The sequence below is a fragment of the Streptomyces venezuelae genome, assembly GCF_008642295.1.
Taxonomy (GTDB): Bacteria; Actinomycetota; Actinomycetes; order Streptomycetales; family Streptomycetaceae; genus Streptomyces; species Streptomyces venezuelae_C.
This window is the reverse complement of sequence record NZ_CP029190.1, coordinates 68494-95096: the sequence shown is the minus strand read 5'-3', so window position 1 is coordinate 95096 and position 26603 is coordinate 68494. Positions and strand designations below refer to the sequence as shown.

Here is a 26603-nt window from a genome sequence, read left to right as displayed (position 1 = left end):
CGCTCGGGCTCCGAAGAATTGCCGTGCAAGGATCTCACCCATGATGACCAAGCCCACTCTGACGGAACACCGCTCTCCATGGGTCGTGTTCACCTCCCCGGCCGACCCATGGCTGGCGTCGGAAACGGCCGAGCTCGTGCAGCGAAACGGTCTGGTCCTGCGGCTGGACGGCCGCGAAATGCGGGATCCGGTGTCCGTCTTCCGCACCTTTGCCCGGGAGCTGTCGTTCCCGGGCCACTTCGGCCACAACTGGGACGCGCTCGTGGACTGTCTCCATGACTGGCACGGTCCCGGCCACGGGAACCAGGATCTTGCGATTCTGATCGAGCACGCGGACGACCTGCTGAAGTCGGACTTCCTCGGGCTGTTCGTATCGGTTCTCGCCCAGGCCGCCTGGAACTCCAACCTCCGCCTGGACGCGGACGGCGAGCTCGATGAGTGGCGGCAGCGTATTGCCCAGCACTTCGTCTTCCTCCTGGACCACACTGCACCCGTTGCGTTCACGGAGAAGGCGGCCCGCGGCATGGACGTGGCGGTGGCGCTTTCGGACGGTCGCCTGCTCGTCACCCTGACCGACGTCGACTGGCCCGGTGGAGATCCCGCGTCCGCCCCTTGGACGGCCGGCCCGCTCTTCTTGGCTGACGAGGAGATCCTCAGCGGCATGACCATCAAGGCCATCAAGCTGTTCCGAGACCACCTCGGCTGCTCGATCCCCGAGGCCCTGGACATCCTCCAGTCCCGCACTGAGCACCTACATCACACCAGTGCTCCTCGTTGGTGCAGGTATGAGCAGGGTGGTGACGCCCCCGTGGAGCGTGCGCCAGGAGAAGTCGGCAGCCAGGTGGCGGTGGGGCCGGCCGGAGTGGCCGGGCTTGCGCAGGGCGACCGGGCACGGCGGTCCGGCCGCCGGGCGTAGCGGTCGTGGCTGAGGCGGCGGCTTGTTCGCCGGGCAGTAGGTCGCGGGCGGCGCGGATGACTTCCGCGGTGGCGACGCGGGACCACCAGGGGGAGTGGTCGGGCGTGCGAGGGTTTCAGTCCTGGGCGGCGAGTTCTTCTGCCAGTTCTATGCATCGCAGGCGGGCCGGAGACAGGTCGTAGGGCATCTTGCCGACCGCTTCAAGGACACTCATCCACCTTCCCTCCTCCGCCCCCGCCGTGTCAGCGGCCGTTTCCCTTCCCCCAGTGTTGTGGGGGTGGGCTTCTTCACAGGCGTCGAACAGTGCCTCGCAGTCGTCCTCCAGCCCCATCTCCTCGATGACGCGCAGCAGGGTGCGCTCGAAGGCGTGCCGCTGGGCTGCCACCTGAGCAACGCGTGGGTCGTCCACGGCGACGCTGTCGTCGAGGGCTTCCTCCGCGGCATCGAGGCGGTCGGATTCCTCCCGCAGGTCGGGGTGGGTGGCCAGGGCGATGGGGCGGTCGGCAGCGATTGCCGCTCCGAGTGGGCCGAAGATCCGCTCGTTGACGAGCAGGGTGTCCAGATCCGTCTGGCGCAGCGATGCGAGGGGCAGGTTCTTGAGGCGGTCGGTGACCAGGGGGGAGAGCAGGCCCAGCCGGCTGCCCTCGGAGCGCATGCGCTGTACGGCGGTGCGCCGGCGGCGCAGGACGGCCTCTTGGGCCGCCAGGGTCTCCTCCAGCCTGGCCAGGGCGTCCTCGATGCCGCTGTCGCCGGCGGGTGTGTCGGCGAAGGCGTCGCGGATGTCGTCCAGGGCGATCCCGGCGTCGGCCATCTTGCGGATCCACAGCAGCCGGATCATGTCCTGGTAGCCGTAGCGACGGCGGTCGTCCCCACCCCGTTCGGGCTCGGGGAGCAGACCGATCTCGTGATAGTGCCGGATCGCCCGCGGCGTCGTGCCGGCGAAGGCCGCCGCGTCACCGATCTTCACCTGGCGCGGTGGCACGAAGGACGAGTGCATGAGCAGGGCCTTTCAGCAGGGGACGGCTCCACCTGACCACATACCGTTGCGGAAGATGCAACCCCGAGCCAGGCAACCGGCGGGATCACCGACCCCGGACCGAGCCCGAGCCAACGCTGCCGCAGCCCTGGCCGGGGCCGATGGTCATGCGCCCCTGGACGGTCCGCCGGACCGTCCGCCTCGCCCCCGCACCCGGGGGTTACTTCGGCGGAAGTGCGGCAGCAGCTTTCCGGCCCAGTTGCAGCCAGTCGTCCAGGACCTCGTCGTCGAGGACCTCTCCTGCCACGATCACCCAGCCCTTCGAGATCCGGCCGCGGACCTCGAAGGGCCGCGCGCCGGGCTGCGCGAGGGCCTGTGGGCTGTCGTCCGGGGCGACTCGAACCAGCAGTTCGTCGCCCACCACGCCGACCGCCGTGTTCCCCCACACCGTGAAGACGAGCCCGCCGAACATCTTCTTCGCGACGACCTCGTCGCCCTCCTCCAGCAGCTCCCGGACCCGCTCCGCCAGCACCTCGTCATACGCCATGGCCTCACGTTACCCACGCGTCACGGCACCTCACCCGCGCAACCCCGGCATGAGCCATATAGGACATTCTCCGTCCTATATGCGCGTTACGGTCAGATCTGGAGGGGGGAAAACCGCCCAGCCGACCCCCACCAGAGGAGAAGACCATGGTCGACACACATGCCGGCAGCGCCGTGAGCGGGAAGGTCCTGTCGCACGCGATCTGGGCCGAGGACGGAGGCGAGCTCGCGGAGTTCTACGCCGCGGCCCTCGGCTCGCAGGTCTCCGAGCCGTATCGGGACGAGGACGGCAACCCCGCGGCCTACCCCGTGTGGGTCGGCGACATGATGTACGTCTTCTGGTCCGCCACGACGTTCAAGGCCCCGACCTGGCCGAGGGACGAACTCGCCTTCCACATGGACATCAGGTTCGACGACGTCGAGGCGGCGGAGAAGCAGCTCCTGGAACTGGGCGCCACCAAGCCCGCTCACCAGCCTGGCGGGGACCACTGGACCGTTCTGCTCGACCCTTCCGGTCAGCCCTTCTGTATCAGCAGCACCCGCTGACAGCCCCAGCCGCTCACAGCGGCTGCTCTCACCAAGACGGCGGCCCCCGGAGCGCACCTCCGCCCCGACCGGCAGAGAAAGGAACCGCGGAGCGCCCGGCGCCTGCCGGCCCCGCGCTCGCACCCTGGTGGGGACCGCACGCACCGGCCATGGAGGATTGAGGCCATTCGCTCCCTGCCTGAGCGTCAAGGACACCGCGGCCAGCATCGCGTTCTACCAACAGCTCGGCTTCGACGTCGCCTCCAGCACCGCTCGCCATGCTCTACAGCAACGCCGACCTGAAGAACTGGCTGCCCAGCCTGGCCGACACTCCCATCGGCTTCGCCGGCATGTTCTACCTCGGCGTGGACGACTTCGACGGCTCACACGACCGCATCTCCCGGCACGCGGAAATCATCAAGGACACCGACACCGACCACACCGGCCAGCGCATGTTCTACTTCCGCGACCCGGACGGCTACGTCATCGGCATCAACGACCAAGCCGCCCTCCAGGCCGGCGAACTCGGCAAATACGCCCGACCCGGGCTCCGGACAGGACTTCGACCGGTTCAGGGACCTGTACACCGACGACACCATCTACGAGTGCGGGCCCTCCGGGCTCGCCTTCACCGGCCGGGACGCCTTCGTACGCCACCTGCAGGAGTACGCCGGTGCCGTTCCCGACCGGAAGTTCACCATCAAGCGGATCATCGCCGACGCAGACGTCATCGCCGTCGAGTTCGACTTCGCGGGAACCAGCTCCGGGGTACACCAGGGCCTGCCTCCAGCGGGGGAGCCCGTCACCGCCCGCTTCTGCTCGGTCCTGCAGCTGCGCGGCGACCGGATCGCCTCGCAGACCGACTACCTCGGCGGACCGTGACCGCCTCCCGAAGGCGCAGAAACGGCTCCGGATGCCCGCCGGCCCGTAGCCCCGGGCGGTCGGCGCGTCCGGTGGCGAAGCGGCCGAGGTGCTTCACCTCGTACAGGTAACGAGGGGTGGCAGCCGGGGACTTGGGTTCACCAGTGGCGTGACCAAGGCCTTTCTTGATCGTTTGCGGGGTGGACGGTGCCGCTGGTTCGGCGGTGCTGCTTGTTCTCGTTGCCGATGTGAAGGGACACCGCCCGTTGCGCCCTCTCCTGTCCGTGTTCTTCTGGCCACCAGCCTGCTGCTGGCCTCCGGAATCACCAGCGCCGTCGCGGCGGAAGCGACTGCGGATCCCGTCGGCTGCACTCGCGTGCCGGCCGCGTCCGGGGAAGGGGAACAGATCACCTGCACCCAGGGCATCCCCGCGGGCACCACCCTCACCGGATCGGGCGGCCCCGACACGATCGATATCACCGGCACGGTCGACGGCACCGTGGACGCGGGTGAGGGCGCCTCGCAGATCACCATCCGGGGCGTCGACTCCAAGGAGCCGGACGCCAAGGGCGGTTCCGCGATCGGCGCGACCGGCCGAGTCATCGCACCGAAGGCCACGTCGGTCACCGCCACCGGCGGCAACGCCCCCGACATGGCGATGATCCTCAAGGAGGAACAGACCCAGGACGAGACAGGAACGCCCGTGGCCGCGGGAGCGGGCAACCGGGGTTCCATCGAGGCCGGGGACGGCACCACCGTCACCGTGACCGGCGGCCTCGGCTGCCACGCCGCCGGTCCCAGCGAAGTGGACTGCGGCGGCGGGACCGGCAATGCCGGCACCATCACCGGTAGCGCCGCCACCAAGGTCGTCGCCACCGGCGGCGCCGGAGCCGAGGGCGGAGTCGAGATCAGCGGCGGGACCGGCGGAGCCGGCAACACCGGGACCATCACGGCGGGCGAGGTCGAAGTCACCGGCGGCAAGGGTGGAGACGGCCTGGACGGACGCGACGGTACGCGCGGCGGCTACATCGTGAACAAGGTCTTCGTCATCAACGGCAGCGACGCCACCGACGGTTCGTCCGGAGGCGACGGCGGCCCCGGCCACGGCTACGCTTCGGGCGCCGACGGATCCGAAACAAGTACCGCAGGTGCTACCCCGACGGCTTCGGGACCGGAACCACCGAGGGCAAGGACGGCGCCAACGGCGCCAATGGCACGCCCGGAGCAGGCGGTACCGGTGCCGGCGACGACGACCGCAAAACGATCACGGCCGACAACCCCGACACCGCCGTGATCGAGGTCAACAACGGCGCGGCAGGCTGAACGGGTAACCGCAGTCCGCCGGTACCCGCCGGTACTCCTTCCGGTTCCCGAACCTGCCCGGCAGGATGCGGCCTGCGGGACATGAGGCTGCCGAGGTGGGCTGAGACCGTCCTCGCCCGGGCCGCCGGCCGGCCGTCAGCTCGGGATGGTCCAGCTCCTGAGGAGCTTGCGGGCGGCTCCGCTGTTGCCGAGCCGGTAAACGGCGACGGCGGCCGGGTGGACGTCGAAGGCGTCGAACGGCTCGGCCTCGATGGTCCTGAGGTCGTCGAGGCCGGCGAACCCGACGGTGACATGGGCCGTGTACTTCCCTGGCCCGATCTGGGTGGGCACGTAGTGCTCGACCCAGTCGAGGGTGCACTGGCTGATCTCCTCGCCCGGATCGGTGACGAAGGCCGCGGCCGTACCGCCGGACTCGGTGAAGGGGGTGACGGCAGCGAGCAGGCCCGCCTGGAAGTCGAGCACCTGTTCGCTGGGCCCCAGGAGGATGACCGCGAGTCCCTGGCCGGGCACGCCCCAGTCGGCGTGCCTGATGGCCACCGCCCGGTAGGAGAGCGCGCTCGTGTCGGTCGTGGCCAGGGTGTCACCGATGGCGGCGTAGACCTCGTCCAGCTCGGCGGTGCGCACATAGCGCTGGAGGGTGGTGATGTGCGGTTGGTGGGAGGTGTCCAGGGCAAAGCCGCCCGGGGCGCTCTCGCGCATCCGGGCGTTCCAGGCGCAGGCGTGGCGGAGGGTGTTCTCGTCCGGGTTGACGAGGACGCCGATGGCGGTCAGGGCGCTCACGGGGGTAGGTCTCCTGGTCAGAACACCATGGTCCAGTCGTTCTTCATGCTCACGACGGTCCAGCCGAGCTCTGCGGACTTCGCGAGCGAGGTCTGGGCACCCGTGGTGTAGGCGAACTCGCGCTGGTCGTCGTCGTGGTTGACGAGCAGCGCGAAGCGGGCGCTGGCGAGCATCTCGATGTCCACGTCGGCGTTGCCGCCCGCGAGGACGGGCAGCCGGCCGGTGTGGGCGAAGATGTGCTCGGGTTTGCCCGCCCCCAGGTCCAGGTCGCCGAGCAGTTAGCGGGAGCGGACGAGCTTCCCGTCGGCGTAGGTGTACACGGCTGCCGAGCCGATGACGTTCTCCTTGGGGATCCCCCAGGTCTCTTCCGCGAACACGCGCATGAAGTCACGACCGCCGCCCGAGCACACGAACACCCGGAAGTCGTTGGCGTGCAGGAGGTCGAACAGTTCCAGCATCGGGCGGTAGACCAGCTCGACGTAGGGATGGCCGAGCTTGGGCTGCTTCACCGTCCTCATCCACTCGCGCACCTGCGCGTCGAACTCCTCCGGCGTCGTGCCGGCCCAGGAGCGGGCGAACGCCTCCACCAGCGTCGACACCACCTGCGGTTCCTGCGTCGCCAGGCCCTGGAAGAAGGCCTGGTCCCGCTCGATCAGCGCCTTGTACGGCTGCCGGCCGGCGAGCTGCGGGTCGGCCTCCACCTCCCTCTCCCACGTGCGGAACACGAAGTCGAACTGCGGGGGCAGCGGCTGCTCGACCCACAGGGTGCCGTCGTTGTCGAAGGTGGCGATCCGGTCGGCTGCCTCGACGAACGTCGCCCCCGGCGTCGTGATCGCATGGACGAAATCCAAGATCGCTCGCTTGGCGGGGCGGCCGTCCTTCCAGCTCGCCAGCACCTTCTCGGTCACGGACACTCCTTGGCTCGACGGTCACGTCATCCGCAGATGCGGCAGTCTTCCCGGCCGGGACGACGAGACCGGCCCGTCCCGCCGTCGGGGGCCGTTGCCGCCCGCCGTGCGTCGCTCGTACCGCCGAGGGCGACGCTTCCCCGCACGGTGATCGGCATGGCGAGCCTCGGGGGCGTCAGATGGAGCCGACGACCTTGCGGGGCGTGATACGGACGACCACACGCTCGGAGTCCTCGGCGGAGGCGGGATTGAAGTCGGCGTAGTCCTTGCCGGTGTATTTGCGCGAGAGCTGGTTGATCAGGTCCTGCCCGCCGCTGGTGGTCATCTCCGCCGTCCCGCGGATCTCGGCGTAGGTGTAGGGGGCGTTGTGAGGGTTGATCAGGACGGTGACGCGCGGATCGGCGCGCAGGTTCTTCTCCTTCCGGCGCCCGACGGTGGTGGAGAAGAGCAGGTCGTTGCCGTCACGGGTGAGCCAGGTGACGGACACCTGGGGGCTGCCGTCGGGCTGGATCGTGGCGATGGCGGCGAAGACGGGGGAGTCGTCGATGAGCTTCTTCAGGTCCTCGGAGAGTGCAGCCGACACAGTCGGGTTCCTTCCTGGCAGGGCCGCCCTCGGCAGAAGGCACTGCTGTGGCCCCGCGGGCGGGTCGCGGTGCCTGTTGGTGACGGCGCGATCACATTGAGTCGGCCTCACCCTAGCCGACGGCGCCAGGAGACCCCGGCACGTTGCGCGCCCCCGGTCGGCGAGCCGTGCCTCTGCCTGAGAAGAAGGTTCTGGGGGCAATGAGTAGTGCACGCCGGTGAGCTGTTCCGAGAGCCTCCACAATTGGCGGGCCGTAGCGGAGTCCTGGATGGCGCGTTCCCGGCTGCGGAGGACGGGTTCGCCGCGGAGCTGGAACGGGCCATTGGGCACGACGTAGCTTCCCCCGGGCAGGTTGGGGACGGTTGCGGCGTACAGGGAAGTCCTGGCGCCGTCTGGTGTGGGGCGGAAGGCGATGCGCAAGAGCAGACCCGTGAGGAGACCGTGTAGGCGACCCCGGGTGCTGTTGGCGCCGCCGGTGAGCACGTTGGAGCGGGTGAGTCCGGGGCTACCGCCATACTGCGCAGCCTCAGCCCGGCGGTGTCGGCCCTGCGCTGGAGTTCCGTGGCGAAGTAGAGATTGGCCCGCTTGGACTGCACGTAGGCGAACGCCGTTCGGTAGCGGTGCTCGGCGTTGAGGTTGGTCAGGTCGAATCGGGCGAAGCGCTGGCCCTCGCTGCTGACCGTGACCACGCGCGGGTCGGCGGCGGCCAGCAGGTGCGGCATGAGGAGGCCGGTGAGGGCGAACGTGCCGAGGTGGTTGATGCCGAACTGGGACTCGAAGCCGTCGGCGGTCCGGGAGAACGGAACCATGGCGACACCGGCGTTGTTGACCAGGAGGTCAAGCCGGTCGTGACTCCAGTCCGCAGCGAAACTACGGACGGAACTCAAGTCGGCGAGGTCGAGCATGCGCAGTTCGGTGCGGGCGTCGGGGGCTTCGGCTCGCAGCCGCTCCACTGCCTCCTGCCCACGCTCTCTGCTGCGGCAGGCCAGGACGACATGGGCACCGCGGCGGGCGAGTTCGCGAGCGGTGACGTACCCGATGCCGCTGTTAGCACCGGTGACAACAGCCAGGCGCCCCGACTGGTCAGGGATGGAGTCCGGTGTCCAGCTCATGCGCGGAAGTCACGGGTCATTGGGGCCTCAATCCGTGGGTCGGGAGATGCCTGCGGCCCGAAAGCTCACCGAGCTCACGGAAGGCGGGTATGCAGCCCTGACCGTCGAAGGCGTCGCCCAACGGGCCGGCGTACACAAGACGACGATCTACCGGAACTGGAAAGACTCTGACGGCCTGGTCACCGACGCGCTGGCCGGCCACTTCGCCACGGACATCCCGATCCCGGACACCGGGGCGGTGGAGAGTGACCTGCGCGCGCTGGCCCGCTCCCTCGTCGTCACCATGACCACGCAAGCAGGCCGGGCCTTGCTCACCACCGTCCTCTCGGACGCCGTACGCCTCCCTCGGCTCGCCGAACTCAAGCAGGCCCTCTTCGACGACCGGTTCCGGCGGGCGGAACCCGTTGTCAGCCGAGCCATTGAGCGCGGCGAACTACCTGCGGAAACCGACCCTGCCGAACTCCTCAAGACCCTCGCGGCGCCGATCTGCTTCCGGCTCGTGTTCACCGGCGAGCCGGTCGACGAGGCGACCGCAGACCGGGCAGTGGACGTCGCACTGGCCGCTGCTCACGCAGGCGTGTTGCCGGCAATGTGACCGCGGGCCTGGCATGCGGCGCCGCCCCGTCATCGCGTCACCGACGATGACGACGTGATCGGGCGGGGGGCCGTCACAGGAGCCCTTCGTCCAGAGCCAGCGTCGCGAGGCCCGCCGGGCCGTGGATGTGCAGGACCGTGCCCGTCGGACCCGGGCCGGCGACCAGGGCCTGGACCGGGGCGCCGGTGAGCAGGGTGTGGAGGAGTTCGCCCGTCAACGGGTCCCAGATGCGGACCCCGCTCGGGTTCCCCGTGGCGAGCAGGGTGCGGCCGTTGGGGAGCGGCAGGCTCGCCATGGCCAGGGTGTCGCGGGCTGGGCAGGTGGCGAGCAGGGCGCCGTCCGCGGGGTCCCAGATGTGGAGGACGGACAGCATGGCGGCGGCCAGCAGGGTGCGGTCGCGCCGCCGTACGACGCACTGCGACACGTATGTTCCCGGCCGCTGCCCCTCGACCCGCAGCAGGCGGACCAGGTTTCCGGAACTCAGGTCGACGAGGTCGATCCCGTCGGTGCCGGCCACGGCGATGACGGTCGTACCGCCGGCGCTCCACGGGGGCAAGGCGGTGAACACACCTGCCTGTTGGACGTGCTGGCGATACGTGACGGTCGAGACCTCTGTCGCATGGCTCTCCGGATCCCACGTCGCACAGATGATCTGCCCACCCTTGGACAGGGAGGCGATCAACGGCAGGCCCGTCGGCGTCCGGGCGATGCAGGCCGGCGTATAAGCGGAGCGAGCCCCTGGAAGACGGCCCGGGGACCTACCGGTCACGAGGTCCCAGATCGACCAGTCCAGTCGCCCTCTGACCGCCACGTACGAGGTCCACGGAGGCGAAGGCAGCGGCTCCACCCGCACCACGGGGCCGGTGTCGACCCGCCCCAGCAGCGCTCCCGTCGCCGCGTCGTGGACGTCGAGTCCCGTGCGGGTCCCGACGACGAGGCCCCGGTGCCGGCCGGAGGAGGGATCCTCCGACGGGCACAGCGGCCACCCACCCCGGTGGCCCTGCTGTCCCCACGGCGGTTCGTACAGCGTCTCCGTCGAGCGCCGCGGTCCGTTCGATTTTCCCTGCCTGCCGCGGTCCCAGACCCTGATGCCCTGCATTCCGGCCGTCACGATCCTCGGGCCGGCCGGGCCAGCCAGCGCGGAGATGACATGGACGGACGCGACGTCGGCATCGAAGGATTCCTCCGTGGTGCCGTCGATATCGCTGACCACGATGCGGCCGTTCTCGGTGTGGGCGAGTGATCTGCCTCCCGGCAGCACCGTCGGGGGGTGTCCGTAGGTAGGCGGGTGCGCTACCCGTTCGCCGCGGAACGGATTCCACATCTGTTTGAGGGAGGCCGTCCCGGATCCGTTTGTGATCAGGAGCAAGTCGTCCTCCCCCTGTCGAGCGACGGCCATCGGGGAACGTACGAGCGTGCCACCGAAAGGGGGATGCGCCGTGAGCCCCGATGAGGGGTCCCAGAGCCGGATGCCCTCCTGCGTGGTGACGGCCACCAGGGCGAGGCCGTCCGCCCTGCGGACGACGGCCGTCGCCCTTTGCAAGGGGGTCCGGTGCAGCGCCGGAAATCCCTCGGCCCTGAAGACCCTTTCCGCCCCGGCCCTTCCGGCCTCGTGTGAGCCATGCGCGGTGGGTCGCCACAGGAAACCGCCTTGCCCGGTGAGGACGAAGACCTCCCAGCCCGCGGCTCCGTCCGACAGGACGTCCGCCTCCTCCGCGAGCGGGAAGGGTGCGTGGGCGATGGGTCGTCCCGACGTCGGATCGTGGATCGTGGCACTGCCGGAGTTCAGCGCGACCAGGAACGTCCGCCCGCCGGCGGCCCTGATCGGGCACAGGGACAGTACCTGCTCCGCTTCAGAGCGGATCTCGGCCGTCAGCCGGCCCGTCACCGCGTCCCGGATCTCGACGTCCCCGCGCTGCGCCAGCACCGCGATCAGAGTCCGCCCGTCCAGGGTGGGCACGATGCACAAGCTCTTCGTGGTCCCCCGGGTCGGCGCGAGGACGTTCGAGCGTGCCGCCCACCGGCCCCAGGACAGTACAGCCGGCAGCCCGAGCGGCGCCTGACCCGCCTTCCCCGCCTCCCCTGCCTCACCGCGTAGGCCCCGCTGGAACGCGATGCTGCCCCTGCGCGAGGTCACGTCCACGGTCTCGTCGACGTACGGTTCGATCAGCGCCGCGGCCGTCAGCATCCGGCGTTCCCGGTCCTCCATCGGCAGCGGCAGCCCCAGGCGGGCCCGCAGCGTGCCGGAAGTCTCCTGGGCCAGTAGCGCCGCCGGCACCCCCGCGTCGGTCAGCATCCCCCCGGCCGCCGCGTGGTGCAGGAAGTGCCTGCGGATGTAGGGGTGGGCGGAGTCCTGCCGGGACCGCTCCACCAGGCCCGCCAGAGCCCGGGTGATCGCGGCATGTGCTGCGATGCGTCCCTGCGGAGCGGTTGCCGGGCGCCACGCGCGGGAGGCGGTGGCGGCGGACGGTGCCAGCAGCCAGTCGTGGTCGGTGAGGAGGAGGTCGGCCAGCCGCTGGTGGACCGGGCGGTAGACGGTACGGGCGTCCTCCTCGGCGGTCGCCAGATACCCGGTCAGGCGGCTGTTGCGGAGCGTACGGATGGCGTGGTCGGCGCTGTCCGCGCTCACGTACCCGGCCCCGTACCGGTCCGTGGCCAGCGCGACGGTGACGGCCGGCCAGACATCGGCCCAAGGCAGACCGGCACCCGGCGCGAACGTGGTCGCCCGCAGGGCGGTCACCAGCAGATCCGCCGGGACTCCGGTGCTCTGGGAGACGGCCCTGATGTCTTCGCGGAGCAGCCCGGTGGTGCCGTCGGCGAGACGGTCCGGCCAGCCGTCCTCGGTGAGGTCCTGGCGGGTGCCGGCGCGGCGTAGTTGGTCGGCGGCGATCCGGGCGTCCAGGAAGGAGGGCGCGACGGCGTCCGCGATGATGCGCGCGGCCTCGGCGGCGGCCTCCGGCTCGCCGTGGTAGGGGCTGTCGGCCGGTGCGAGCAGCAGGGTGGCGACGTAGGCGGCGATGTCGTCGGCGCACCCGGGGCCGTCGCTGCGCAGGATACGGGGCGGCACGCCCTCGCCGCCCAAGGCCTCGGTGAGCCGCAACAGCAGCTGGTCTGCGCGCTCGTCGCGTAGTTCCGCCCCGCCGCCGACCTGCCGGCCCGTGAGCGGGGAACTCCGGATTCCGAGGAGGAGACGTAAGGGAGTGTGGTCCTGCGACGCGGCGTTGAGGCGGGCGAGCGGCAGGACGAGGTCGTTGACGAGGGCGAGCGGGTCCTGGGCCTCGTCCAGCGCGTCGATCACCACGGTGACGGGCCTGCCGGCCCCCTCCGTACGGGCGGCCAGCCGCCGCAGGAGCGGCTGCAGCGGCGGCTCCGTACCGGGAGGACCGGCCTCGCCTGTGCCGAGGGCGGTCAGCAGGTCCTCCACGACCACCGGCGCGGATTTGTTGCGGGCCACGACGGCGATGTCGACCGCTCCCGGATCGGGCCGGAGCGTCGCGGGGATTCCCGCGACCATGGCCGCGTACTGCGGATCCGAGACGAACCCGGGGTCGGAGAGGGTGACCAGGCGGGCCAGCAGAGCGGACTTCCCGGAGCCGGCGGCCCCGGTGACGACGAGGACGGTCTCGCCGCCGCTCCCGTGCCCGCCCCCGCCCGCGCCGGTGCCGGTGCCGGTGCCGCGCAGGAATCCGGTCAGGTCCTGCATGGGCTCGGCCCGGCCGCTGAAGTACCAACCGGGGTCGTCGGGCGCCGCCCGCCCGGATGCCCGGTCCAGCCAGAACTCGTCGAGGGGGCCCAGGGGCGCGCCGGTGCCGGCGGTTTTCGTCAGGGCCAGTTGGCGGAGCGCCGGGCCGGCGGTGCTCAGGGCAGGCCGGTAGCGCGGGTTCGGCAGGCAGGCGCTCGGCCGTTTCCGGCGCTTGCGCGGGACGACCCACTCGGCACCGATGAGGTCGTCCCGACCGGCCTCGTCCAGGAGTTGCTCCCACTCGTGGAAGGACAGGTGGGAGGCGGTGAATCCGGAGGCCTCGTCCCGCATCCGCTCGTAGGCCAGTGCCAGCCGCTCGGTGAAGGAGCCGACGAGCGGCTGTTCGTAGTGGTCGCCGGAGGTGACGACAGCGGTCCCGTCGAAGGAGTGGCGGTCGTCGGACAGGTCTTGGAGCAGTGAGGACAGCTCGGCGTGCAGGCTGCCGGAGAAGCACGAGTCGACGAGTACGAGCACGTGCTCGGACTCGCTGTCGAGTACAGCGGTGATGAGCTCACTGGTCGGGAACGCCGTGGCGAACGGGCGGTCCTTGTCCGTTTCGGCGAGCGTCAGGTAATCGCGGTGGGACTTGCGGCGTAAGCCGTGGCCGGTGATGTAGATGACGACAGCCTCGTGGTACTCGGCGGCGGCCAGGTTCTGTCCGTGCAGGAAGGTACGCAGCTCCTGTACGGAGGCCATGGCGGGCGGCCGGCTCACCTCGAAGCGCCGCCCCGCGTCCAGGTCGGGGTCAGCGAGCCAGCCGGTGATGCGGTCGGCCTGGGCGGCGATGGCTTCGTCGAAGCCGGGCGGGCTGTCCTCGTAGCCGCCGACCGCGACGATGACGAGCCGCCGCCGGGTGATGCCGTTCAGCTCCTCCGCCGTCACATTCCCCCCTCGTGCCCCTCGTGCCCCTCGTGCCCCTCGTGCCCCGGTTCCGCGTGTGCTGTGGGCGTGCGCGGGGGCGTCAGCGTAGCCGGGCTCCGCAGGAGGCCGCACGGGGCTACAGTCCGAAGGAACAGGTGGGCGGACGGGGAACGGGGGCAGCGTGAGAACGTTGCAGATCGTCGGTGTGCACGGCATCCGGCAGGGATCGTCCGCCACGACGGAGGGGCTGAGCCGGAGCTGGCAGGGGCCGGTGGACGAGGCGCTGGCCGCGTCCGGCCAGGCTGCGGAGGCCGGCCCGGTCCGGATCACCGTCCCCTCGTACCAGAGCGTGTACCCGAAGACGGCCACCCGCTACATGCGCCTGGGCCCGGAAGAACCCGACTGCGACCGGGACGCGGACGCACCCGTCGAGGACGCCGAGGAAGAGGAGTTCATCCTGCAGGCCCTGGCCGCGTACGCGCCGGAGTCCGTGGCCGCGGAGGACCCCTCGCCGTTGGCGGGCCGGACCCTGGGGAGAGACCGTCTCACGCCCCGGATCCTGCGGCGGGCGGAGGCCGTGGACCGGGTGGCCGGCCGGGGAGTGACCGACCGTCTGATGTGGCTGGTCCGCGAAGCGCACGGCTATCTGCGGCACGAGGGGACTGGGGCGGCCGTACGGGCCGAGGTACAGGCGGCGCTGGCCGCCACGGGCGCCCGGTTGGTGCTCGCGCACTCGCTGGGGAGCGTCGTGTTCTACGACATGCTCAGCCGCGGCGAGGTCCCGGCCGCCTCGGACGGCGGGCCCGGAGTGCGGGCCCTGATCACCTGCGGCTCGCCGCTGAGCTGGCTGGCGGTCAGAAAGGGCGTACACACACCGGGTACGCCGCTGTCGGTGCCGGCCGGGGTGGAGTGGAGGAACCTGTACGCCCCGCACGACCCGGTGAACAAAGGCGGAGGCCTGGCGCACCTCGCGGTGGGTGTCACGGACGTCAAGGTGAACAACGGCAGGCTCAACGCCCACGACGTCCGCCGCTACCTGGACAAGCCGGCCGTCGCCGAAGTCATCGCGAAGGCCCGGGCGTACTGAGCGCGCACCACGTGTCAGTTGACAGCGTTTCGACAAGAGGGCGTACGTCTTTCACGGCACCGTGGTCGTCGCAGCCCTGCACCAGTGGCTATGCGTACGACCCCCGCCAACCACCTGGCGCGAGCCAAGGAACCCGATCGTCCGCTGGGTCAGGCGCTCGGCAGCGTCCGGGTCGTAGAACGGCAGCGAATGGTCCGCGAACAGATGCTGGTCTCCCTCGCACCGGGTCCATGCCACGCGCTGGGAGACCCGTACGCACATCACCATTGCCCCGACCGCTACCGATTGGGACATCATTCCGTGACCAGCACACGTGCCTCCTCCACAGCCGGCTCGTCGCCACCCACTCCGTCCTGTCGCTGAACGCCCGCCATCCGCTCACCGCCAAGTCCCTGGTCGATGCCCAGGAGATGCACCGCACGGTGATGAGCGGATTCCGCGGCTGGGTCGAGGACGGCGATCCGGCGGCCCGTTCCCCGATGGGCGTCTTATCGACCTGGTCGGTGGCCCTCGAGGCGGCAGCACTCGGCGTGCCGCCTTCACCGCCCCGCCGCACATCATCACCGTGGACCGCACCTTCAAGGCGGGGGAGTCCGTAGGCTTCCGTACGGTCGTCAACCCGACCCGCAGCAAGCCTTCCGGCAAGCCGGCCGAGGAGAGGGTCCGCGGTACCCGGATCGCCCGCACCACGCCGGACCATGTGAAGAACTGGTTCCTGCGCTGCCGCCTCCAGGCCGACGGCGAGCCGGCGACAGCGGAGGACGGCGTAGTCCGCATGTTGCCGCTGAGGCGGCGGTCTTGGGCGGGTGGACGTTTGTCCGCGGACAAACGTCCACCCGCCCAAGCACCCGGCCCTCGGATCGACGCGCCCCGCGGGCAGTACCGCTGTCGCATCTCATGGATCATCACGGATCACGGCGAGGGTGTTGGCGATCCTGGAGCTGCCGACGGGCGGTCGCCCAAACGACTTCGAACTCGTTGGCCGACAACGACTGCGGGTCGTGCCCTTCCCACTCAGAGATGGGCGGCTCGGCGGTCAGACCGTAGGTGTTCTCGTATTCGGCCAACCGACCGTTGCTTTCGGCTTCTTGCCACTCGACCAGCGAGGCAGCGGCCAACGCCTTGTTTCCGGGCTCCTGCAACTCGACCTGCCGGATCACGTACCCATCGGTGTCCAGCTCGAAGTAGAACCAGAGGGCTTCCTGGCCCCAGAAACAGCGAACCCAGCGCGTCACGTGTTCACCGCGTCGAAGGGCTCGTCATGCCAGCGCCAGCCGGCCGTGCCGTCGTCGTGGATGTGCAACATGAACTCCGCCACCGGGCTGCCGTCGGGGAACGCCATGGTGAGCGCCTTGCGGATCCGGGTGTAGCAGGCGTCGACCTGCTCCCAGTCCTCCTCGTCGACAGCCCGCTCTTGCTCGGTGAAGACGGAACGGAACTCTGCATAGCCGGGGAGCGTCTCGACTTCGGCGTGAGTCCAGGGCCAGTCGGCACCGGTCACCGTCAGCCGGGCAATCTCCTGGTCGCCGTGGTGGAGCCGCCAGATACTGCCGGTGGTCAGATTCATCTTGTTCGTCGCTACCTCGGGCTGCATGTGGCGGCAGTTGCCGCCCGTATTCGGGCGCGCCGGCTGGCCGGCCTGACCCCTTCACGTCTGACTAGTTCCGGAACCGGCCGATCGAAGGCCAGCCAGGTTCACCAGCTGCGTTCGCACTGGCACGCGACCACGAGACGGTCACTTGCGGCTGTGTCACCAGACACCGTCTCGGCGTGGGCCGGGCCAGCGGTGGACAGGAAAACACCGGTCAATGCGGTGGTGAGTAGGGCAGCCGCATGTAACTTACGCAAGATGGACATTAGTTACACTCCTTGGTGCGCGCTGTAGGCACTGCTCGCTCTGGTAGAGCCATTGGCAGCGGGCCAGGTTCCCGTCACCCCGGACTTGTTTCACTTGGTAAGTCCGGCGGTAGCCGATGCGGGCTGCGGCTATGCCGACGAAGGCAAGAAGGTGTCCGCCTTGCGTTCGCAGCGTCGGTGGAGGCGTCCGGAGCCGCTCAGCGCCCCCGAAGCCTGCTGGCTCCGACGTGGCTGAGCCGGGTTGACCCTCGCGGTCACTGGGTCAGGGCAAGGCTCTGCAGCTGGGCGATGCCCAGCATGGCGTTTCGACGCGGGCTCGGATCTGCTTGTGCGATCTGTTGCGCTTTTCCTTCCAGGGGGTGAGCTCGGCCTGCCCGCGCTTGCGGCGGTGAGGGATCACGAGGCCGGTGGGCGAAGGCGTGATCGCGAGTGGGCGCGAGCGTGCCATCCACGATGAGAACAGTGCCCTTGTGGAAGCGTTGCCGCTGGATCAATGCCAGACGCTGGCCCCAGGCCATCGACAACGCGGTCGACCGTGGACTCGCAACGTCGAACAAGAGTGCGAGCTGCGGCATCGTCAGGTTGGTCCGCCAGTACGCAACGACCAGCAGCACGCGGTCCTCGAAGCACAGCGTCAACGGCCACGGGGCGATCGTCCCACCCATGAACACCGTTACGGGCAGCCGGTAGACGCAGGCATACTCGGCCGGAGGGACTGGTTTGCTGTCAAGCAGCGGCCGAGTGGGCACTTCCCCGCTTCCCCCGGTACGCAGTTATTCAGACGTCTGCAGACATCTTTTTTCGCCTTTCTTGATCCTCTGTGCTGTTTGCCCCCATCGGGTGAACGGGCCGTGTAGGTTATCGATCGGGTTTCGGGAAACGTTGCGACGTGCCCGACTGGCAATTTCTTGTACTGGGGGAGCGGGGCGCGTCCTTGCCGGGCTTCAGGCGTGGAGCAACGTGGCGCTGGAGACCTGCGAGAGGAGTGGCGGTCCGCCCGAACTGGAGGGGAAATCACATGCCTGATATTGATCTTGGAACTGCGACGGACTGGGACGAGGGCGACACCCACGGCCGCGTCAAGCTGCGGCAGAACCAGATCTACCCGAACTCGCCCAAGAAAGACGTGCTCATCAGCTCGCCGGTGAGCATCGAGCTGTCGGTGAACACGAACCACTCCACCTCGCAGGAGGCGGACAAGATCTACTTCACGACCCACCACGGCTCCACGAAGAAGGTCATCGCGGTACTCGACTCCGACGGCAACCTGCACATCGCCGGCCGCCTGATCACGGAGCAGAAGGACCTGTCGTACTAGACGGGCTAGAAAGGCCAGAAGGGCAATACCCTTCCTCAGAGCATCTGAGTGGGCCAGATTCAAAGAGGGACTTGAATGGCATCCAGCTGTTCAAGCCCCGCTGACGAACCAATGGGGGCGGTGGCAGACTCTGTCACCGCCCCCGCCTCTACGATCCTGCGCGCGTCGGATGCCGAGCTGTTGGAATGGATCACCGCGCGCCGCGCGGAACTGGACGATCTTCCGCAGTCAGCCGCTCCAGCTCGCATACTGCGGCATGGACGTCGTATGTCCGCAGGTCAGGCTTGTGTAACCGGTCCTGCGGCCAGACATCCCAGACCCAGTACTCCGCTCTGCGGTTTGGGCTGTTGAGGTCGTCGTAGCAGTACACGATGCAAGGACCCAAGCATTCGGCGGTTGCAAAATCGGAGCTCGTCGCGAGGCGTAGGGAATTTCGGCACCGGCTGGGCCCCGGCCGATCCCTTCACCCGTAGCGTTCAAGGCCTCGCCCTGACCGTGTCCGCGTACGCACCCCAGCGGAGGGCAGCGGCCGGCGGAATCCTCCACCAGGTCCTGGACGGTGCCGGCTGGTACCAACGCCCCCCGGTCGTTCACGCCCGGGGCTGAGGTCACTGAACCGGACCGTTGCGTTGAGTCGGTCGGCTCGTTGGCTGGAATGAGTGAATCCGGTTGGCCGTCGCCGTCGTATGGCGAGCGGATGGCCCGGACAGCCGCGAGCCACGATGAGACGGGGCGAAGGACCGATGACGCACACACGGCCGTACGGCACCGGGCTGCTGAGCGCCGTGCCCGCCACCGCAACCGCGCCCGCAACCGGAACCGGGGCGGGCACCGAGGAGCTTCTGAGGCGGGGGACGGAGCTCGTCGATCCCCTGCTGCGCGAGGTCGTGGACCGGCTGCACCCCTCCCTGGCCACGGTGTGCCGGTACCACCTGGGCTGGGACTCCGGCGACTCGCAGGGCGCGGTCCGGCAGGTGGCGGCCAAGCGGGTCCGCGCGGGGCTCGCGCTGCTTTCGGTCCGCTCCGTGGGCGCTGCGGAGCGGTTCGCGGCCGTCGCCGGTACCGCGGTGGAGCTCGTACACCAGCTCTCGCTGCTGCACGACGACATCATGGACGGCGACATGCAGCGGCGGGGCCGGCCGGCCGCGTGGGTCCGATTCGGTACCGGTTCGGCCGTGCTCGCCGGTGACGCGCTCGTCGTCCAGGCCGTTGCCACGGTTCTGCGCGCGCAGGTCCCGGGAGCACACGCGGCCACCGAGGAACTCCTCGTCACCGTCGAGCAGATGGTGGAGGGGCAGGCGGAGGACCTCGCCCTGGAGCGCCGGTCGCTTCGTGAGGTGTCCGAGAGCCGGTACGTGCGCATGGCGCGCGGCAAGACCGGCGCACTCTTCGGCTGCGCGGCTGCTCTCGGCGCCGTTCTCTCGGACGCGCCGCCGGCCGTGGTGCGCGCGCTGCGCAGCGCGGGCTGCGACCTCGGGGTGGCGTTCCAGATCCTGGACGACGTACTCGGCCTGTGGGGCGACAGCGCGCTCACCGGGAAACCCGTCGGCGCGGACCTGGCCCGCGGCAAAAAGACCCTGCCCCTGGTTCTGGCCGCCATGTCCGGGACCGCCGACGGCCGTTGGATCGCGACCCTGCTCGACGCTGCGCCGCCCGGTTCCGGCCCGCCGGCACCGGCCCAGGTCAGCGAGGTCATGCGCCTGCTGGAGGCCACGGGCAGCCGGGAACGTGCCGAGGAAGCCGCCGCCCGCCACGTGGCGTCGGCCGTCGCCACGCTGGACGGGGCGGCGCTCCCGCAGGCCGCTCGGCAACAGTGGCGTTCTCTGATCGACGACCTGTCCAGCCGCACGCGCTGACCGTCATCCCGAAAGGTACGACCCGCCATGCCGCCGCCGCCCGTTACCCCGTACGCCTTGCGCGTGCACGACGTCCACAAGGCCTACCGGTCGCGCCGCGTCCTGAAGGGCGTCTCGCTGACCCTGCAGCCCGGCACCTTGGCGGGAGTCGTGGGGGAAAACGGTTCGGGCAAGAGCACCTTGCTGCGGGTTCTGTGCGGGCAGACAGCCGCCGACGCGGGAGAGGTGGAGCTCCGCGGCTCGCTGGGGTACTGCCCGCAGGAGGCAGTGCTCAACGACGTACTCACCGTCGACCAGCACCTGCGGTGGTTCCGGACCGCCTACCGCCTGGACGGGAGCGCCTGCCGCGCGGAGCAGCTGCTGGAGGAACTGCACCTCGCCGAGTACCGGCACACGCGGGTGGAGCAGCTCAGCGGAGGCGCCCGACAGAAGCTGAACCTCACCTTGGCGCTCATGCACGATCCGTACGTCCTGCTGCTCGACGAGCCGTACCAGGGCTTCGACTGGGAGACGTACCTGCGCTTCTGGGAGGTGGCTGCCCGGCTGCGCGACCGGGGCCGCTGTGTCCTGGTCGTATCGCACCTGGCCTGGGACACCGGGCGGCTGGACGTCGTCCACCGGTTGCGGGACGGTGTGACGACGCCATGGAGCGGAGAAGGCCGGCCGGCCGGCGTCCAGGGAGCGGTGCGGTGAGCCGGGCATGGCAGAGGTTCCGTACCGGTGCCGGGTTCGCGCTCCTGGAACACGCCCGCAACCGCCTGGCCCTCGTGCTGGTCGTCGTCTACATCCCCCTCTGGCTGACGCTGGAACACTGGTTCGTCACCGCCACGCCGGTGCGCTTCCTGCTGCGCGCGGCCGGGCGGACCGTCACCGTGAACGGCAACCACCTCACCATGGTCTCCGGGGCCGTCAACACGGTGACGCTCATCGTCGGGTTCATGATGTTCATGCCGACCTTCAGGGCCCTTGCCTTCGACCGCAGGCTGGCGCTCGCCGGGTACCCGCGCAGCTGTCTCCTGGCGAGCAAGGTCATCGCGATGGTGGTCGCCTCCGCGCTCATCGCGGTGTACGCCACGGTCGTGGTGTGCTGGTACTGGGACCCGGTGCGGCCCGTCCTCCTCGCGCTCGGTCTGTTCACCGCCGCCCTGAGCTACGGCGGCATCGGCATCCTGCTCGGCGCGTTCCTGCGCAATGAACTGGCCGGCCTCTTCGTCATCATCATGGCCAGCCTGCTCGACACGATGCTGCAGAACCCGATGAGCAATACGGGCGCCGACAAGGGCGGGCTCCAGTTCCTTCCCGGGTACGGCCCCACCCAGGTCGCCGTGGCCGCGGGCTTCACGCCCTCGGTCACACCGTACGGTCATCTGCTGCTCGGCCCCGCCTGGTTCCTCGCCATGTGGCTGCTGGGCACGGCCGCGTTCTTCGCCCGGACCCGCAGCCACCTCCGCGCGCCTGCCGCCACCCTGCCCGCCCAGCCCACCCTGCCCACAGGGAGAACCGCGTGAGCCGCCACGACATCCGATTCACCGGCGCCTGGCGATCACGGCTCTCGCCGGATGCCGTGTACGCGATGCTCGCCGACGTCGGGGCCTACCCCTCCTGGTGGTCGGCCTTCCGCTCGGTGCGGCAAACCGGCGAGGGCGAATGCGAGGTCGTCATCCGGGCCCTGCTGCCCTACGCGCTGACGGCCCGGCTCACACCGGTCGTGGAGGATCCGGTCGCGCGCGTTCTGGAGGCTTCGGTGGACGGCGACATCGCGGGAAGCGTCCGCTGGACCATCGATCCCGACGAGCACGAGGGCTGTGTGGCCCGTTTCGCTGAACACGTCACCGTACGGAAGGCAGCGCTGCGGCTCTGGATGCCCCTGGCGCGGCCGTTCTTCCACCTCAACCACGCCGCAGCGATGGGGTCCGGCCGGCGTGGTCTGGCGGCACGGGCGCCTCAGGTGCACCAGGTGCACCAGGTGCACCAGGCGCGATAGGCCGGCCGAGCCATGCTTATGGAGTCACATCGCGCAGGTTGGGGCGGTTCCAAGGCAGTCCGAAGCCTGCCATCTCCTTTTCTTCGTAGGACAGGAAGCCCAGGCTCCGGTAGAACGCGTGGTTGCGCTTGCCTTCCGGTGACGACTCGTGGTCCGTGGACAGGAGGAAGAATCGGCAGTGGGAGTACCGCCGCATCAGGTGCTCAACCAGCGTCCGGCCAACCCCCTGCCTGTGGTTCGCAGGATTCACCACGATGTCCTGGACGTAGCAGATGAACTCGTCGTCGGAGATGGTCCGGGCCAGCCCGAGGAGCGTTCCCGATCCATCTCGTGCTGTGATCACGAGGTGCGAGTTCACGAGACCGCGACAGAGCTTGTCGATGTCACTGGTGTAGCCCGCCCAGCCGACCGAGTCGTAGAGGTTCTGCACCTCGGCAGGATCGAAAACGCCCTCTTCTGCTATGAACATGTGGATCCCTTGTGTGTTGGTGCCGCTTATCGTCGTCAACTCGACACCAGATCCGACCTCACACACTTCGGGCACGTCAAGCGCGATTACTGCGGAGCCCGCCGGTTCCCCAGGTCATCGGCGGGCATGGTGCTCGATGCGGTGCTCGATGCCTGGGTCCGGATCTCCGTCCTCGTCGTCGTGGTGGTCGTCCTGGTGGGCCGTCACTCACACGGGTGATTCTGGCGAAGTGACGTTCGAGGCAGGGCTGATGCCCTGATCATGGGCGGGCTCCCTCCCTGCACTCGGGCGGAGGAGCCCGTTTCTCCCAGCGGTAGCGAACGCTGGCTGAGCGGCGAGATCTGTGGTCCGGGGGGATCCGATGCAGCACGACACACCGCACTGGAGTACTGGGCTGACCCCCGCGGCGCGCACGGTCTGGGCCAAGCACGACCGGCGCGAGGAGAAGTGGCTCCAGCTCTGGCGGCACATGGCCGACTCTGCAGCGATGGCTGCGCGGCTGTGGGACGAATGGACTCCGCACAACGTCAGCAAGCTCGTCGCAGACAGCCTCCCGGGCGGGGATGACGATGGCAGGCGGCTCGTCGTATGGCTCGCCGCGGTCCACGACATCGGGAAGGCGACGCCCGCCTTCGCCTGCCAGGTCGATACGCTCGCGGAGCGTATGCGGACGGCAGGTCTGGAGATGCGGACCGCCAAGCAGTACGGGGACACCCGCAAGCGCGCCCCGCACGGGCTGGCCGGCCAAGTACTCCTGGAGGAGTGGCTTGAGCAGCGAGGATGGTCCCCGCGCACCGCGATGGCCTTCGCGGTGCCCGTCGGCGGACACCACGGCGTACCGCCCGGCCATGAGCACTTCCACGACCTCCATCAGCACACCGAACTGCTCCGCACCCCCGGCCCCAGCGAACAACTCTGGCATGACGTCCAGACCGAACTGCTGAACACCTGCGCTGCGGCCTACGGTGTCGAGGACCGGTTGGCCGATTGGCAGGCGGTCAGATTGCCCCAGCCCGTCCAAGCGGTGCTCTCCGCGCTGGTGATCCTCGCAGACTGGATCGCCAGCAACCCGGATCTCTTCCTCCTGATCCCCGAGGACAAGCCGCGCAGCGAGACCGAACGGATCGAAGCCGCATGGCGGGGCATCGAACTGCCGCCGCCCTGGAGCCCGGCGGCCCCGGCGGAGACCCCCGAAGAGCTCTTCGAAGCCCGGTTCGGGATCTCGGAGATCCGCCCCCTGCAGGAGGAAGCGGTCCGGCTGGCACGGGAGACGCCGGATCCGGGGTTGATGATCATTGAGGCGCCGATGGGGGAGGGGAAGGCCGAGGCCGCGCTTGCCGTGGCGGAGATCTTCGCCTCCCGTACCCGCGCGGGCGGGTGCTTCGTTGCGCTGCCGACCCGGGCAACGGCCAACGCGATGTACGGCCGCCTGCGCAACTGGCTCTCGAACCTCCCGGGCAACGAGGTCCGCACCGTCTCACTGGCCCACTCCAAGGCCTTCCTCAACGACGACTTCGCCCGGGACATGCGCGCCGGCGCCCGCACGATCGCAGCCGTCGACCTCGATGGGACCCCCGAATCCCTCCGCTCCGTACGGAACGACCGGTGGACCGCCGCGTCCGAGCTGGTCGCACACCAGTGGCTGCGGGGCCGGAAGAAGGGCATGCCACGTTCCGCCGTCCAGCGTGCCGGCGCTGGCACCCCGTGAGGGAGCCGAGCCGGAGCCGTTCGGGGCAGCGAACACCCACGCCGACTTCTCCCGGAGCTTCTTGGAGTTGGTGACCCCGGTGAAGCCTGGGAGCATGGCGGGCCTGCCACCTGACGCGCGGATCGTTCCACTCCAGGCACCCCCGGAGAAGCTCCCCCTGGTCATGTCGCGGATCGAGGAGACCAGCGCCCAACTTGGCGGATGGCGTGATCGCTTCGAAGGGCTTCACATCCTGATGTTCTCCTCGCCGGATGTCGACGCCGCGGGGAAGCGGCTCGCCGCTGCCGGTGTCGTACACGGCGGGGTGAACACCGTTGGCCGGCCGGTCGAGACCCCCGACGGCATGAGCACGGAACCCGTCCGCTATCTGGAGATCGACGGTGCGCCGGAAGGCCGGGTCGGCGTCGTTGCCGACTTGGACCCGGAGTTCCAGCACACCCGTCACCTCGACCATCCCAACGGGCCCCAGAACCTCGTCGAGGCGGTGCTGTGCGCGCCTGACGGACAACTCCCCCTGGTGAGCGAGCGGTACGAGCGGTATCTAGGCCGGCCGATCTCCCCAGAGGGGCCGGTCACCCTCCTGACCAGGACAGACCTCCCGGATCTGCTGCCGGATGAGGAGCCGCCCGCGCTCCCGGCGCTCGTTGCCTGCGCAGTTGCCGCACCCGACATGGCTCGGGTACGTGCGCTCCTTGCGGAGAACGGCCTGCCCGTACGCGAGACGGCCCGAGGGGAGCTCTTCGTTCCAGCAAAAGCCTCCCTCGGAGCGGCTCTGATCTTCCGGGAGAGCTGAGAGGGCCAGGGCCGTCAGGGCTGCGTGGTTCCGATTCCGCCTCGCGTCGGCCTGGGGCAGCTGGGGACCTCCATCCCTGCCCCGGCCGGCACCTCTCCCGCTGGCCGGGGCTACTCGTTGCTCCCGGCACGCGCGGGGATCCCTGAACCGTCGACGAGTGCGTAATCCGTTTTCAGGTACGGAGCCAGGCGCGGCTACGGTATGTAGGCCCCTCCAGGCTCGGTGAGTGGTCAGTCATCAGGTCGGCGGGCCTTCGTGGTGGGTCAATCCTCCGCAGGCTCGTACTCGTCGACGCCGACTGCCTGCAACGGGATCGCCGGGTGGGTGCAGCGTACGAGACCGCGCTCGGTGTCGGCCCAGCCGACGTCGTCGCACCCGGTGCAGGTAGCGATGACCTCCTTGTCGAAGGTCCGGCGGATGAACTCGGCCGTCCGGCGTGCGGCCGGCAGGCCGAGAGGCTGCACATGCCACCGCGGCGGTTCGTACTCCGGGACCGCGTGCCTGTTCTCGATCGCGCTCACGATCTTGTTCCGCAGCGTCGTGACGGAGGCCGAGGACGCCTCGGGCGCCCCCATACCGGCGTTGCGTTCCTTCCAGCCCGCGGCCGTGTCGGCGGCCCGCCAGGCGAAGCAGACCATCTGGCCCGCGGTGTAGCCGGACCGGAAGCCGAGGCGGATTGCCGCGTCGAGGTCTTCACGGCGGGCGGGCTGTACCTCGGGGTAGTCGTACTTCTTGGTGAGCAGGCCGTCGAGGTAGCCGGCGATGTTCGCGACCTCGATGCTGTCGGCCAGCTCGCCGAACGCCCGCCGGGCGGCGCCGGCCTGCTCGCCGCCGCCGATGGTCAGCGCGTCGCGGAGGCGGCGCAAGCGGGTCTCGGCATCAGCCCCGCCTACGAGTCGCCACTGGACGTAGGACGGCTTGAACGCCGTGGTGCCGTCCTCGTTCACCACGTAGGACTCGGGCTTGGAGTTGGGGTGGAGGGCGATGAGTCCCTCGGCGTAGAGGCGGCAGATCGCTTCGTAGTCGCGGTTGAAGTCGCCCGTCCAACCAGCGGCTCCTACGGCGGCGAGGGCGGGAATGGGCCTTCCGGCGGCGGCCTGGCTGTAGGAAACCATCCCGGCGTACACGACGAACGCGGCGACGTCCTCGGCGATCCACCCGGTGTACTCCTCGGGAAGCTCCTTGTCGTTCTCCCGGGCGAGCATTGCGTCGATCTTGGCTGCGTCCTCCTCCGCCTTGCGCCGCTGCCGTTCCTTCTCCGCGCGCTTCTTCTCGGCTTCACGCTGCTTGCGGTCTTCGTCGTCGGCACGCTGGACGGCGCTGCACTCGGGGCACAGGAACCTGTCGTTCTCCCGGTCGAGGTATCTGCCGGCCACCTTGACCGCCCAGGACCGGTTCGCCACACGGATTGGCTCCGCGCAGCTCACGCAGTGCGAGTTGAGCAGCAGCGCGTGCGAGTTCGAGGTTGCCGTCTCAGCCACGTCTCCTTGGGCGCCGATGCTGCTCACCGTCCGGGCCCAGGTGCCGTCGTCCTTGACCTCCCAGTAGAGGATGCTGAGTCTCTGGGCGTCCTCGGAGGCATCGTGCGCGATCACGATGCGGATGCGGGGATTGCCTTCCGGGAATTCCCGGATGATCGGCTGCGGTGCCAAGGGGGAGGGCATCTTGGCCCGTTGCCGCTTGCGGCGCCGCTCACGCTTTCCCACAGGTCGTTCTCCATTTGTATCGGTGGGCCGCCTGTGCGGCCTCATCACATGACTCGTCGTTCCGGCTGGTCGGTATGGAGTGGAGCCGGCCCTGTGT

At 69.5% G+C, this 26603-nt stretch carries 25 protein-coding genes and 3 pseudogenes; 14 read left to right on the top strand and 14 right to left on the bottom strand.

The features are described from left to right. Positions 1-40: 40 nt before the first annotated feature. On the top strand, positions 41-916 hold the full coding sequence (locus tag DEJ50_RS00515; protein WP_150205427.1) for a barstar family protein: 876 nt from the start codon (positions 41-43) through the stop codon (positions 914-916). Between the two features lie 115 nt (positions 917-1031). Here the strand turns inward: DEJ50_RS00515 and DEJ50_RS00510 are convergent, their stop codons facing one another. Then, on the bottom strand, positions 1032-1913 hold the full coding sequence (locus DEJ50_RS00510) for a MerR family transcriptional regulator (protein WP_150205425.1): 882 nt from the start codon (positions 1911-1913) through the stop codon (positions 1032-1034). A gap of 199 nt (positions 1914-2112) precedes the next feature. Further along, positions 2113-2439, bottom strand: a complete 327-nt coding sequence (locus tag DEJ50_RS00505) for a TfoX/Sxy family protein (protein ID WP_150205423.1) — start codon at positions 2437-2439, stop codon at positions 2113-2115. 146 nt (positions 2440-2585) lie between these two features. Between DEJ50_RS00505 and DEJ50_RS00500 the strand changes: the two genes are divergently transcribed. Together DEJ50_RS00500 and DEJ50_RS35525 are read left to right on the top strand one after the other, a co-directional pair. Continuing rightward, complete coding sequence (locus DEJ50_RS00500; protein WP_150205421.1) at positions 2586-2984, top strand: VOC family protein; 399 nt, start codon at positions 2586-2588, stop codon at positions 2982-2984. Positions 2985-3241: 257 nt separating this feature from the next. Then, positions 3242-3391, top strand: a pseudogene (locus DEJ50_RS35525) (VOC family protein); the annotation flags it as partial. On the opposite strand, the gene DEJ50_RS33730 reads toward DEJ50_RS35525, so the two are convergent. Beyond that, positions 3347-3550 carry a hypothetical protein gene (locus tag DEJ50_RS33730; protein ID WP_190344182.1) on the bottom strand — a complete coding sequence of 68 codons (204 nt, stop codon included), beginning with the start codon at positions 3548-3550 and terminating at the stop codon, positions 3347-3349. The pseudogene DEJ50_RS35525 and the gene DEJ50_RS33730 sit on opposite strands and share 45 nt — an antisense overlap. Between DEJ50_RS33730 and DEJ50_RS35520 the strand changes: the two genes are divergently transcribed. After that, complete coding sequence (locus tag DEJ50_RS35520) at positions 3543-3845, top strand: nuclear transport factor 2 family protein (protein ID WP_150211782.1); 303 nt, start codon at positions 3543-3545, stop codon at positions 3843-3845. The two genes, DEJ50_RS33730 and DEJ50_RS35520, sit on opposite strands and share 8 nt — an antisense overlap. A 355-nt stretch (positions 3846-4200) precedes the next feature. Further along, positions 4201-5118, top strand: a complete 918-nt coding sequence (locus DEJ50_RS00485; protein WP_150205419.1) for a hypothetical protein — start codon at positions 4201-4203, stop codon at positions 5116-5118. Between the two features lie 164 nt (positions 5119-5282). On the opposite strand, the gene DEJ50_RS00480 is transcribed toward DEJ50_RS00485, so the two are convergent. The 5 genes and pseudogenes from DEJ50_RS00480 to DEJ50_RS00465 all read right to left on the bottom strand — a co-directional run. Then, a complete protein-coding gene (locus DEJ50_RS00480; protein ID WP_150205417.1) occupies positions 5283-5927 on the bottom strand; it encodes a hypothetical protein in 645 nt (214 codons plus the stop codon). Positions 5928-5944: 17 nt separating this feature from the next. Next, positions 5945-6112, bottom strand: coding sequence for a hypothetical protein (locus DEJ50_RS34305; protein ID WP_223837490.1), 168 nt, complete (start codon positions 6110-6112; stop codon positions 5945-5947). A 93-nt stretch (positions 6113-6205) separates the two neighbouring features. Further along, the gene (locus DEJ50_RS00475) at positions 6206-6835 is read right to left on the bottom strand and encodes a haloacid dehalogenase-like hydrolase (RefSeq protein WP_223837489.1); all 630 of its coding nucleotides are present in this window, start codon (positions 6833-6835) and stop codon (positions 6206-6208) included. 175 nt (positions 6836-7010) lie between these two features. Continuing rightward, the gene (locus DEJ50_RS00470) at positions 7011-7418 is read right to left on the bottom strand and encodes a PPOX class F420-dependent oxidoreductase (protein WP_150211781.1); all 408 of its coding nucleotides are present in this window, start codon (positions 7416-7418) and stop codon (positions 7011-7013) included. 204 nt (positions 7419-7622) lie between these two features. Further along, positions 7623-8530 (bottom strand): annotated as a pseudogene (locus DEJ50_RS00465) (oxidoreductase); the annotation flags it as partial. Between the two features lie 46 nt (positions 8531-8576). On the opposite strand from DEJ50_RS00465, the gene DEJ50_RS00460 reads away from it, so the two are divergent. Further along, positions 8577-9125: a TetR/AcrR family transcriptional regulator gene (locus tag DEJ50_RS00460; RefSeq protein ID WP_150205415.1), complete on the top strand. Its 549-nt coding sequence runs from the start codon at positions 8577-8579 to the stop codon at positions 9123-9125. Positions 9126-9198: 73 nt separating this feature from the next. Here the strand turns inward: DEJ50_RS00460 and DEJ50_RS00455 are convergent, their stop codons facing one another. Then, positions 9199-13749 carry a hypothetical protein gene (locus DEJ50_RS00455; protein ID WP_150205413.1) on the bottom strand — a complete coding sequence of 1517 codons (4551 nt, stop codon included), beginning with the start codon at positions 13747-13749 and terminating at the stop codon, positions 9199-9201. Positions 13750-13909: 160 nt separating this feature from the next. Here DEJ50_RS00455 and DEJ50_RS00450 point away from each other — a divergent pair, with 160 nt between their 5' ends. Then, complete coding sequence (locus DEJ50_RS00450; RefSeq protein ID WP_150205412.1) at positions 13910-14815, top strand: hypothetical protein; 906 nt, start codon at positions 13910-13912, stop codon at positions 14813-14815. Between the two features lie 905 nt (positions 14816-15720). Here the strand turns inward: DEJ50_RS00450 and DEJ50_RS00435 are convergent. From DEJ50_RS00435 to DEJ50_RS34300, 3 genes and pseudogenes are all read right to left on the bottom strand, one after another. Continuing rightward, positions 15721-16050, bottom strand: coding sequence for a hypothetical protein (locus DEJ50_RS00435; protein WP_150205410.1), 330 nt, complete (start codon positions 16048-16050; stop codon positions 15721-15723). Beyond that, a complete protein-coding gene (locus DEJ50_RS00430; RefSeq protein ID WP_150205408.1) occupies positions 16047-16382 on the bottom strand; it encodes a hypothetical protein in 336 nt (111 codons plus the stop codon). Before DEJ50_RS00430 ends, DEJ50_RS00435 begins: the two co-directional genes overlap by 4 nt. 594 nt (positions 16383-16976) lie before the next feature. Next, a pseudogene (locus DEJ50_RS34300) lies at positions 16977-17319 on the bottom strand (transposase family protein); the annotation flags it as partial. A gap of 371 nt (positions 17320-17690) precedes the next feature. Between DEJ50_RS34300 and DEJ50_RS00415 the strand changes: the two are divergent. From DEJ50_RS00415 to DEJ50_RS00395, 5 genes are all read left to right on the top strand, one after another. Beyond that, a complete protein-coding gene (locus DEJ50_RS00415) occupies positions 17691-17990 on the top strand; it encodes a DUF6342 family protein (protein ID WP_150205406.1) in 300 nt (99 codons plus the stop codon). A gap of 743 nt (positions 17991-18733) precedes the next feature. Beyond that, on the top strand, positions 18734-19846 hold the full coding sequence (locus DEJ50_RS00410; RefSeq protein WP_150205404.1) for a polyprenyl synthetase family protein: 1113 nt from the start codon (positions 18734-18736) through the stop codon (positions 19844-19846). 57 nt (positions 19847-19903) lie between these two features. Beyond that, positions 19904-20539 (top strand): ABC transporter ATP-binding protein, encoded by a 636-nt coding sequence (locus tag DEJ50_RS00405; protein ID WP_317852511.1) that lies wholly within the window; start codon positions 19904-19906, stop codon positions 20537-20539. Then, the gene (locus DEJ50_RS00400) at positions 20536-21354 is read left to right on the top strand and encodes an ABC transporter permease (RefSeq protein ID WP_150205401.1); all 819 of its coding nucleotides are present in this window, start codon (positions 20536-20538) and stop codon (positions 21352-21354) included. The genes DEJ50_RS00405 and DEJ50_RS00400 overlap by 4 nt, the downstream gene beginning before the upstream one ends. Continuing rightward, positions 21351-21830 carry an SRPBCC family protein gene (locus tag DEJ50_RS00395; protein WP_150205399.1) on the top strand — a complete coding sequence of 160 codons (480 nt, stop codon included), beginning with the start codon at positions 21351-21353 and terminating at the stop codon, positions 21828-21830. The genes DEJ50_RS00400 and DEJ50_RS00395 overlap by 4 nt, the downstream gene beginning before the upstream one ends. A 16-nt stretch (positions 21831-21846) precedes the next feature. On the opposite strand, the gene DEJ50_RS00390 is transcribed toward DEJ50_RS00395, so the two are convergent. Next, positions 21847-22299, bottom strand: coding sequence for a GNAT family N-acetyltransferase (locus DEJ50_RS00390; protein WP_150205397.1), 453 nt, complete (start codon positions 22297-22299; stop codon positions 21847-21849). A 361-nt stretch (positions 22300-22660) separates the two neighbouring features. On the opposite strand from DEJ50_RS00390, the gene DEJ50_RS00385 reads away from it, so the two are divergent. Together DEJ50_RS00385 and DEJ50_RS00380 are read left to right on the top strand one after the other, a co-directional pair. Then, the gene (locus DEJ50_RS00385; RefSeq protein WP_190344180.1) at positions 22661-24007 is read left to right on the top strand and encodes a CRISPR-associated endonuclease Cas3''; all 1347 of its coding nucleotides are present in this window, start codon (positions 22661-22663) and stop codon (positions 24005-24007) included. Continuing rightward, on the top strand, positions 23985-24800 hold the full coding sequence (locus tag DEJ50_RS00380; protein ID WP_190344178.1) for a VOC family protein: 816 nt from the start codon (positions 23985-23987) through the stop codon (positions 24798-24800). The genes DEJ50_RS00385 and DEJ50_RS00380 overlap by 23 nt, the downstream gene beginning before the upstream one ends. Positions 24801-25063: 263 nt before the next feature. On the opposite strand, the gene DEJ50_RS00375 is transcribed toward DEJ50_RS00380, so the two are convergent. Then, entirely contained in the window at positions 25064-26506 is a 1443-nt protein-coding gene (locus DEJ50_RS00375; protein WP_150205393.1) for a hypothetical protein, read from the bottom strand. Positions 26507-26603 lie beyond the last annotated feature (97 nt).

Excerpts from the sequence above, each read along its gene's own strand:
- DEJ50_RS00515 (WP_150205427.1), top strand. The coding sequence starts at position 41 with ATGATGACCAAGCCCACTCTGACGGAACACCGCTCTCCATGGGTCGTG.
- DEJ50_RS00510 (WP_150205425.1), bottom strand. The coding sequence starts at position 1,913 with ATGCACTCGTCCTTCGTGCCACCGCGCCAGGTGAAGATCGGTGACGCG.
- DEJ50_RS00505 (WP_150205423.1), bottom strand. The coding sequence starts at position 2,439 with ATGGCGTATGACGAGGTGCTGGCGGAGCGGGTCCGGGAGCTGCTGGAG.
- DEJ50_RS00500 (WP_150205421.1), top strand. The coding sequence starts at position 2,586 with ATGGTCGACACACATGCCGGCAGCGCCGTGAGCGGGAAGGTCCTGTCG.
- DEJ50_RS00460 (WP_150205415.1), top strand. The coding sequence starts at position 8,577 with ATGCCTGCGGCCCGAAAGCTCACCGAGCTCACGGAAGGCGGGTATGCA.
- DEJ50_RS00430 (WP_150205408.1), bottom strand. The coding sequence starts at position 16,382 with ATGAATCTGACCACCGGCAGTATCTGGCGGCTCCACCACGGCGACCAG.
- DEJ50_RS00415 (WP_150205406.1), top strand. The coding sequence starts at position 17,691 with ATGCCTGATATTGATCTTGGAACTGCGACGGACTGGGACGAGGGCGAC.
- DEJ50_RS00410 (WP_150205404.1), top strand. The coding sequence starts at position 18,734 with ATGACGCACACACGGCCGTACGGCACCGGGCTGCTGAGCGCCGTGCCC.
- DEJ50_RS00390 (WP_150205397.1), bottom strand. The coding sequence starts at position 22,299 with ATGTTCATAGCAGAAGAGGGCGTTTTCGATCCTGCCGAGGTGCAGAAC.
- DEJ50_RS00385 (WP_190344180.1), top strand. The coding sequence starts at position 22,661 with ATGCAGCACGACACACCGCACTGGAGTACTGGGCTGACCCCCGCGGCG.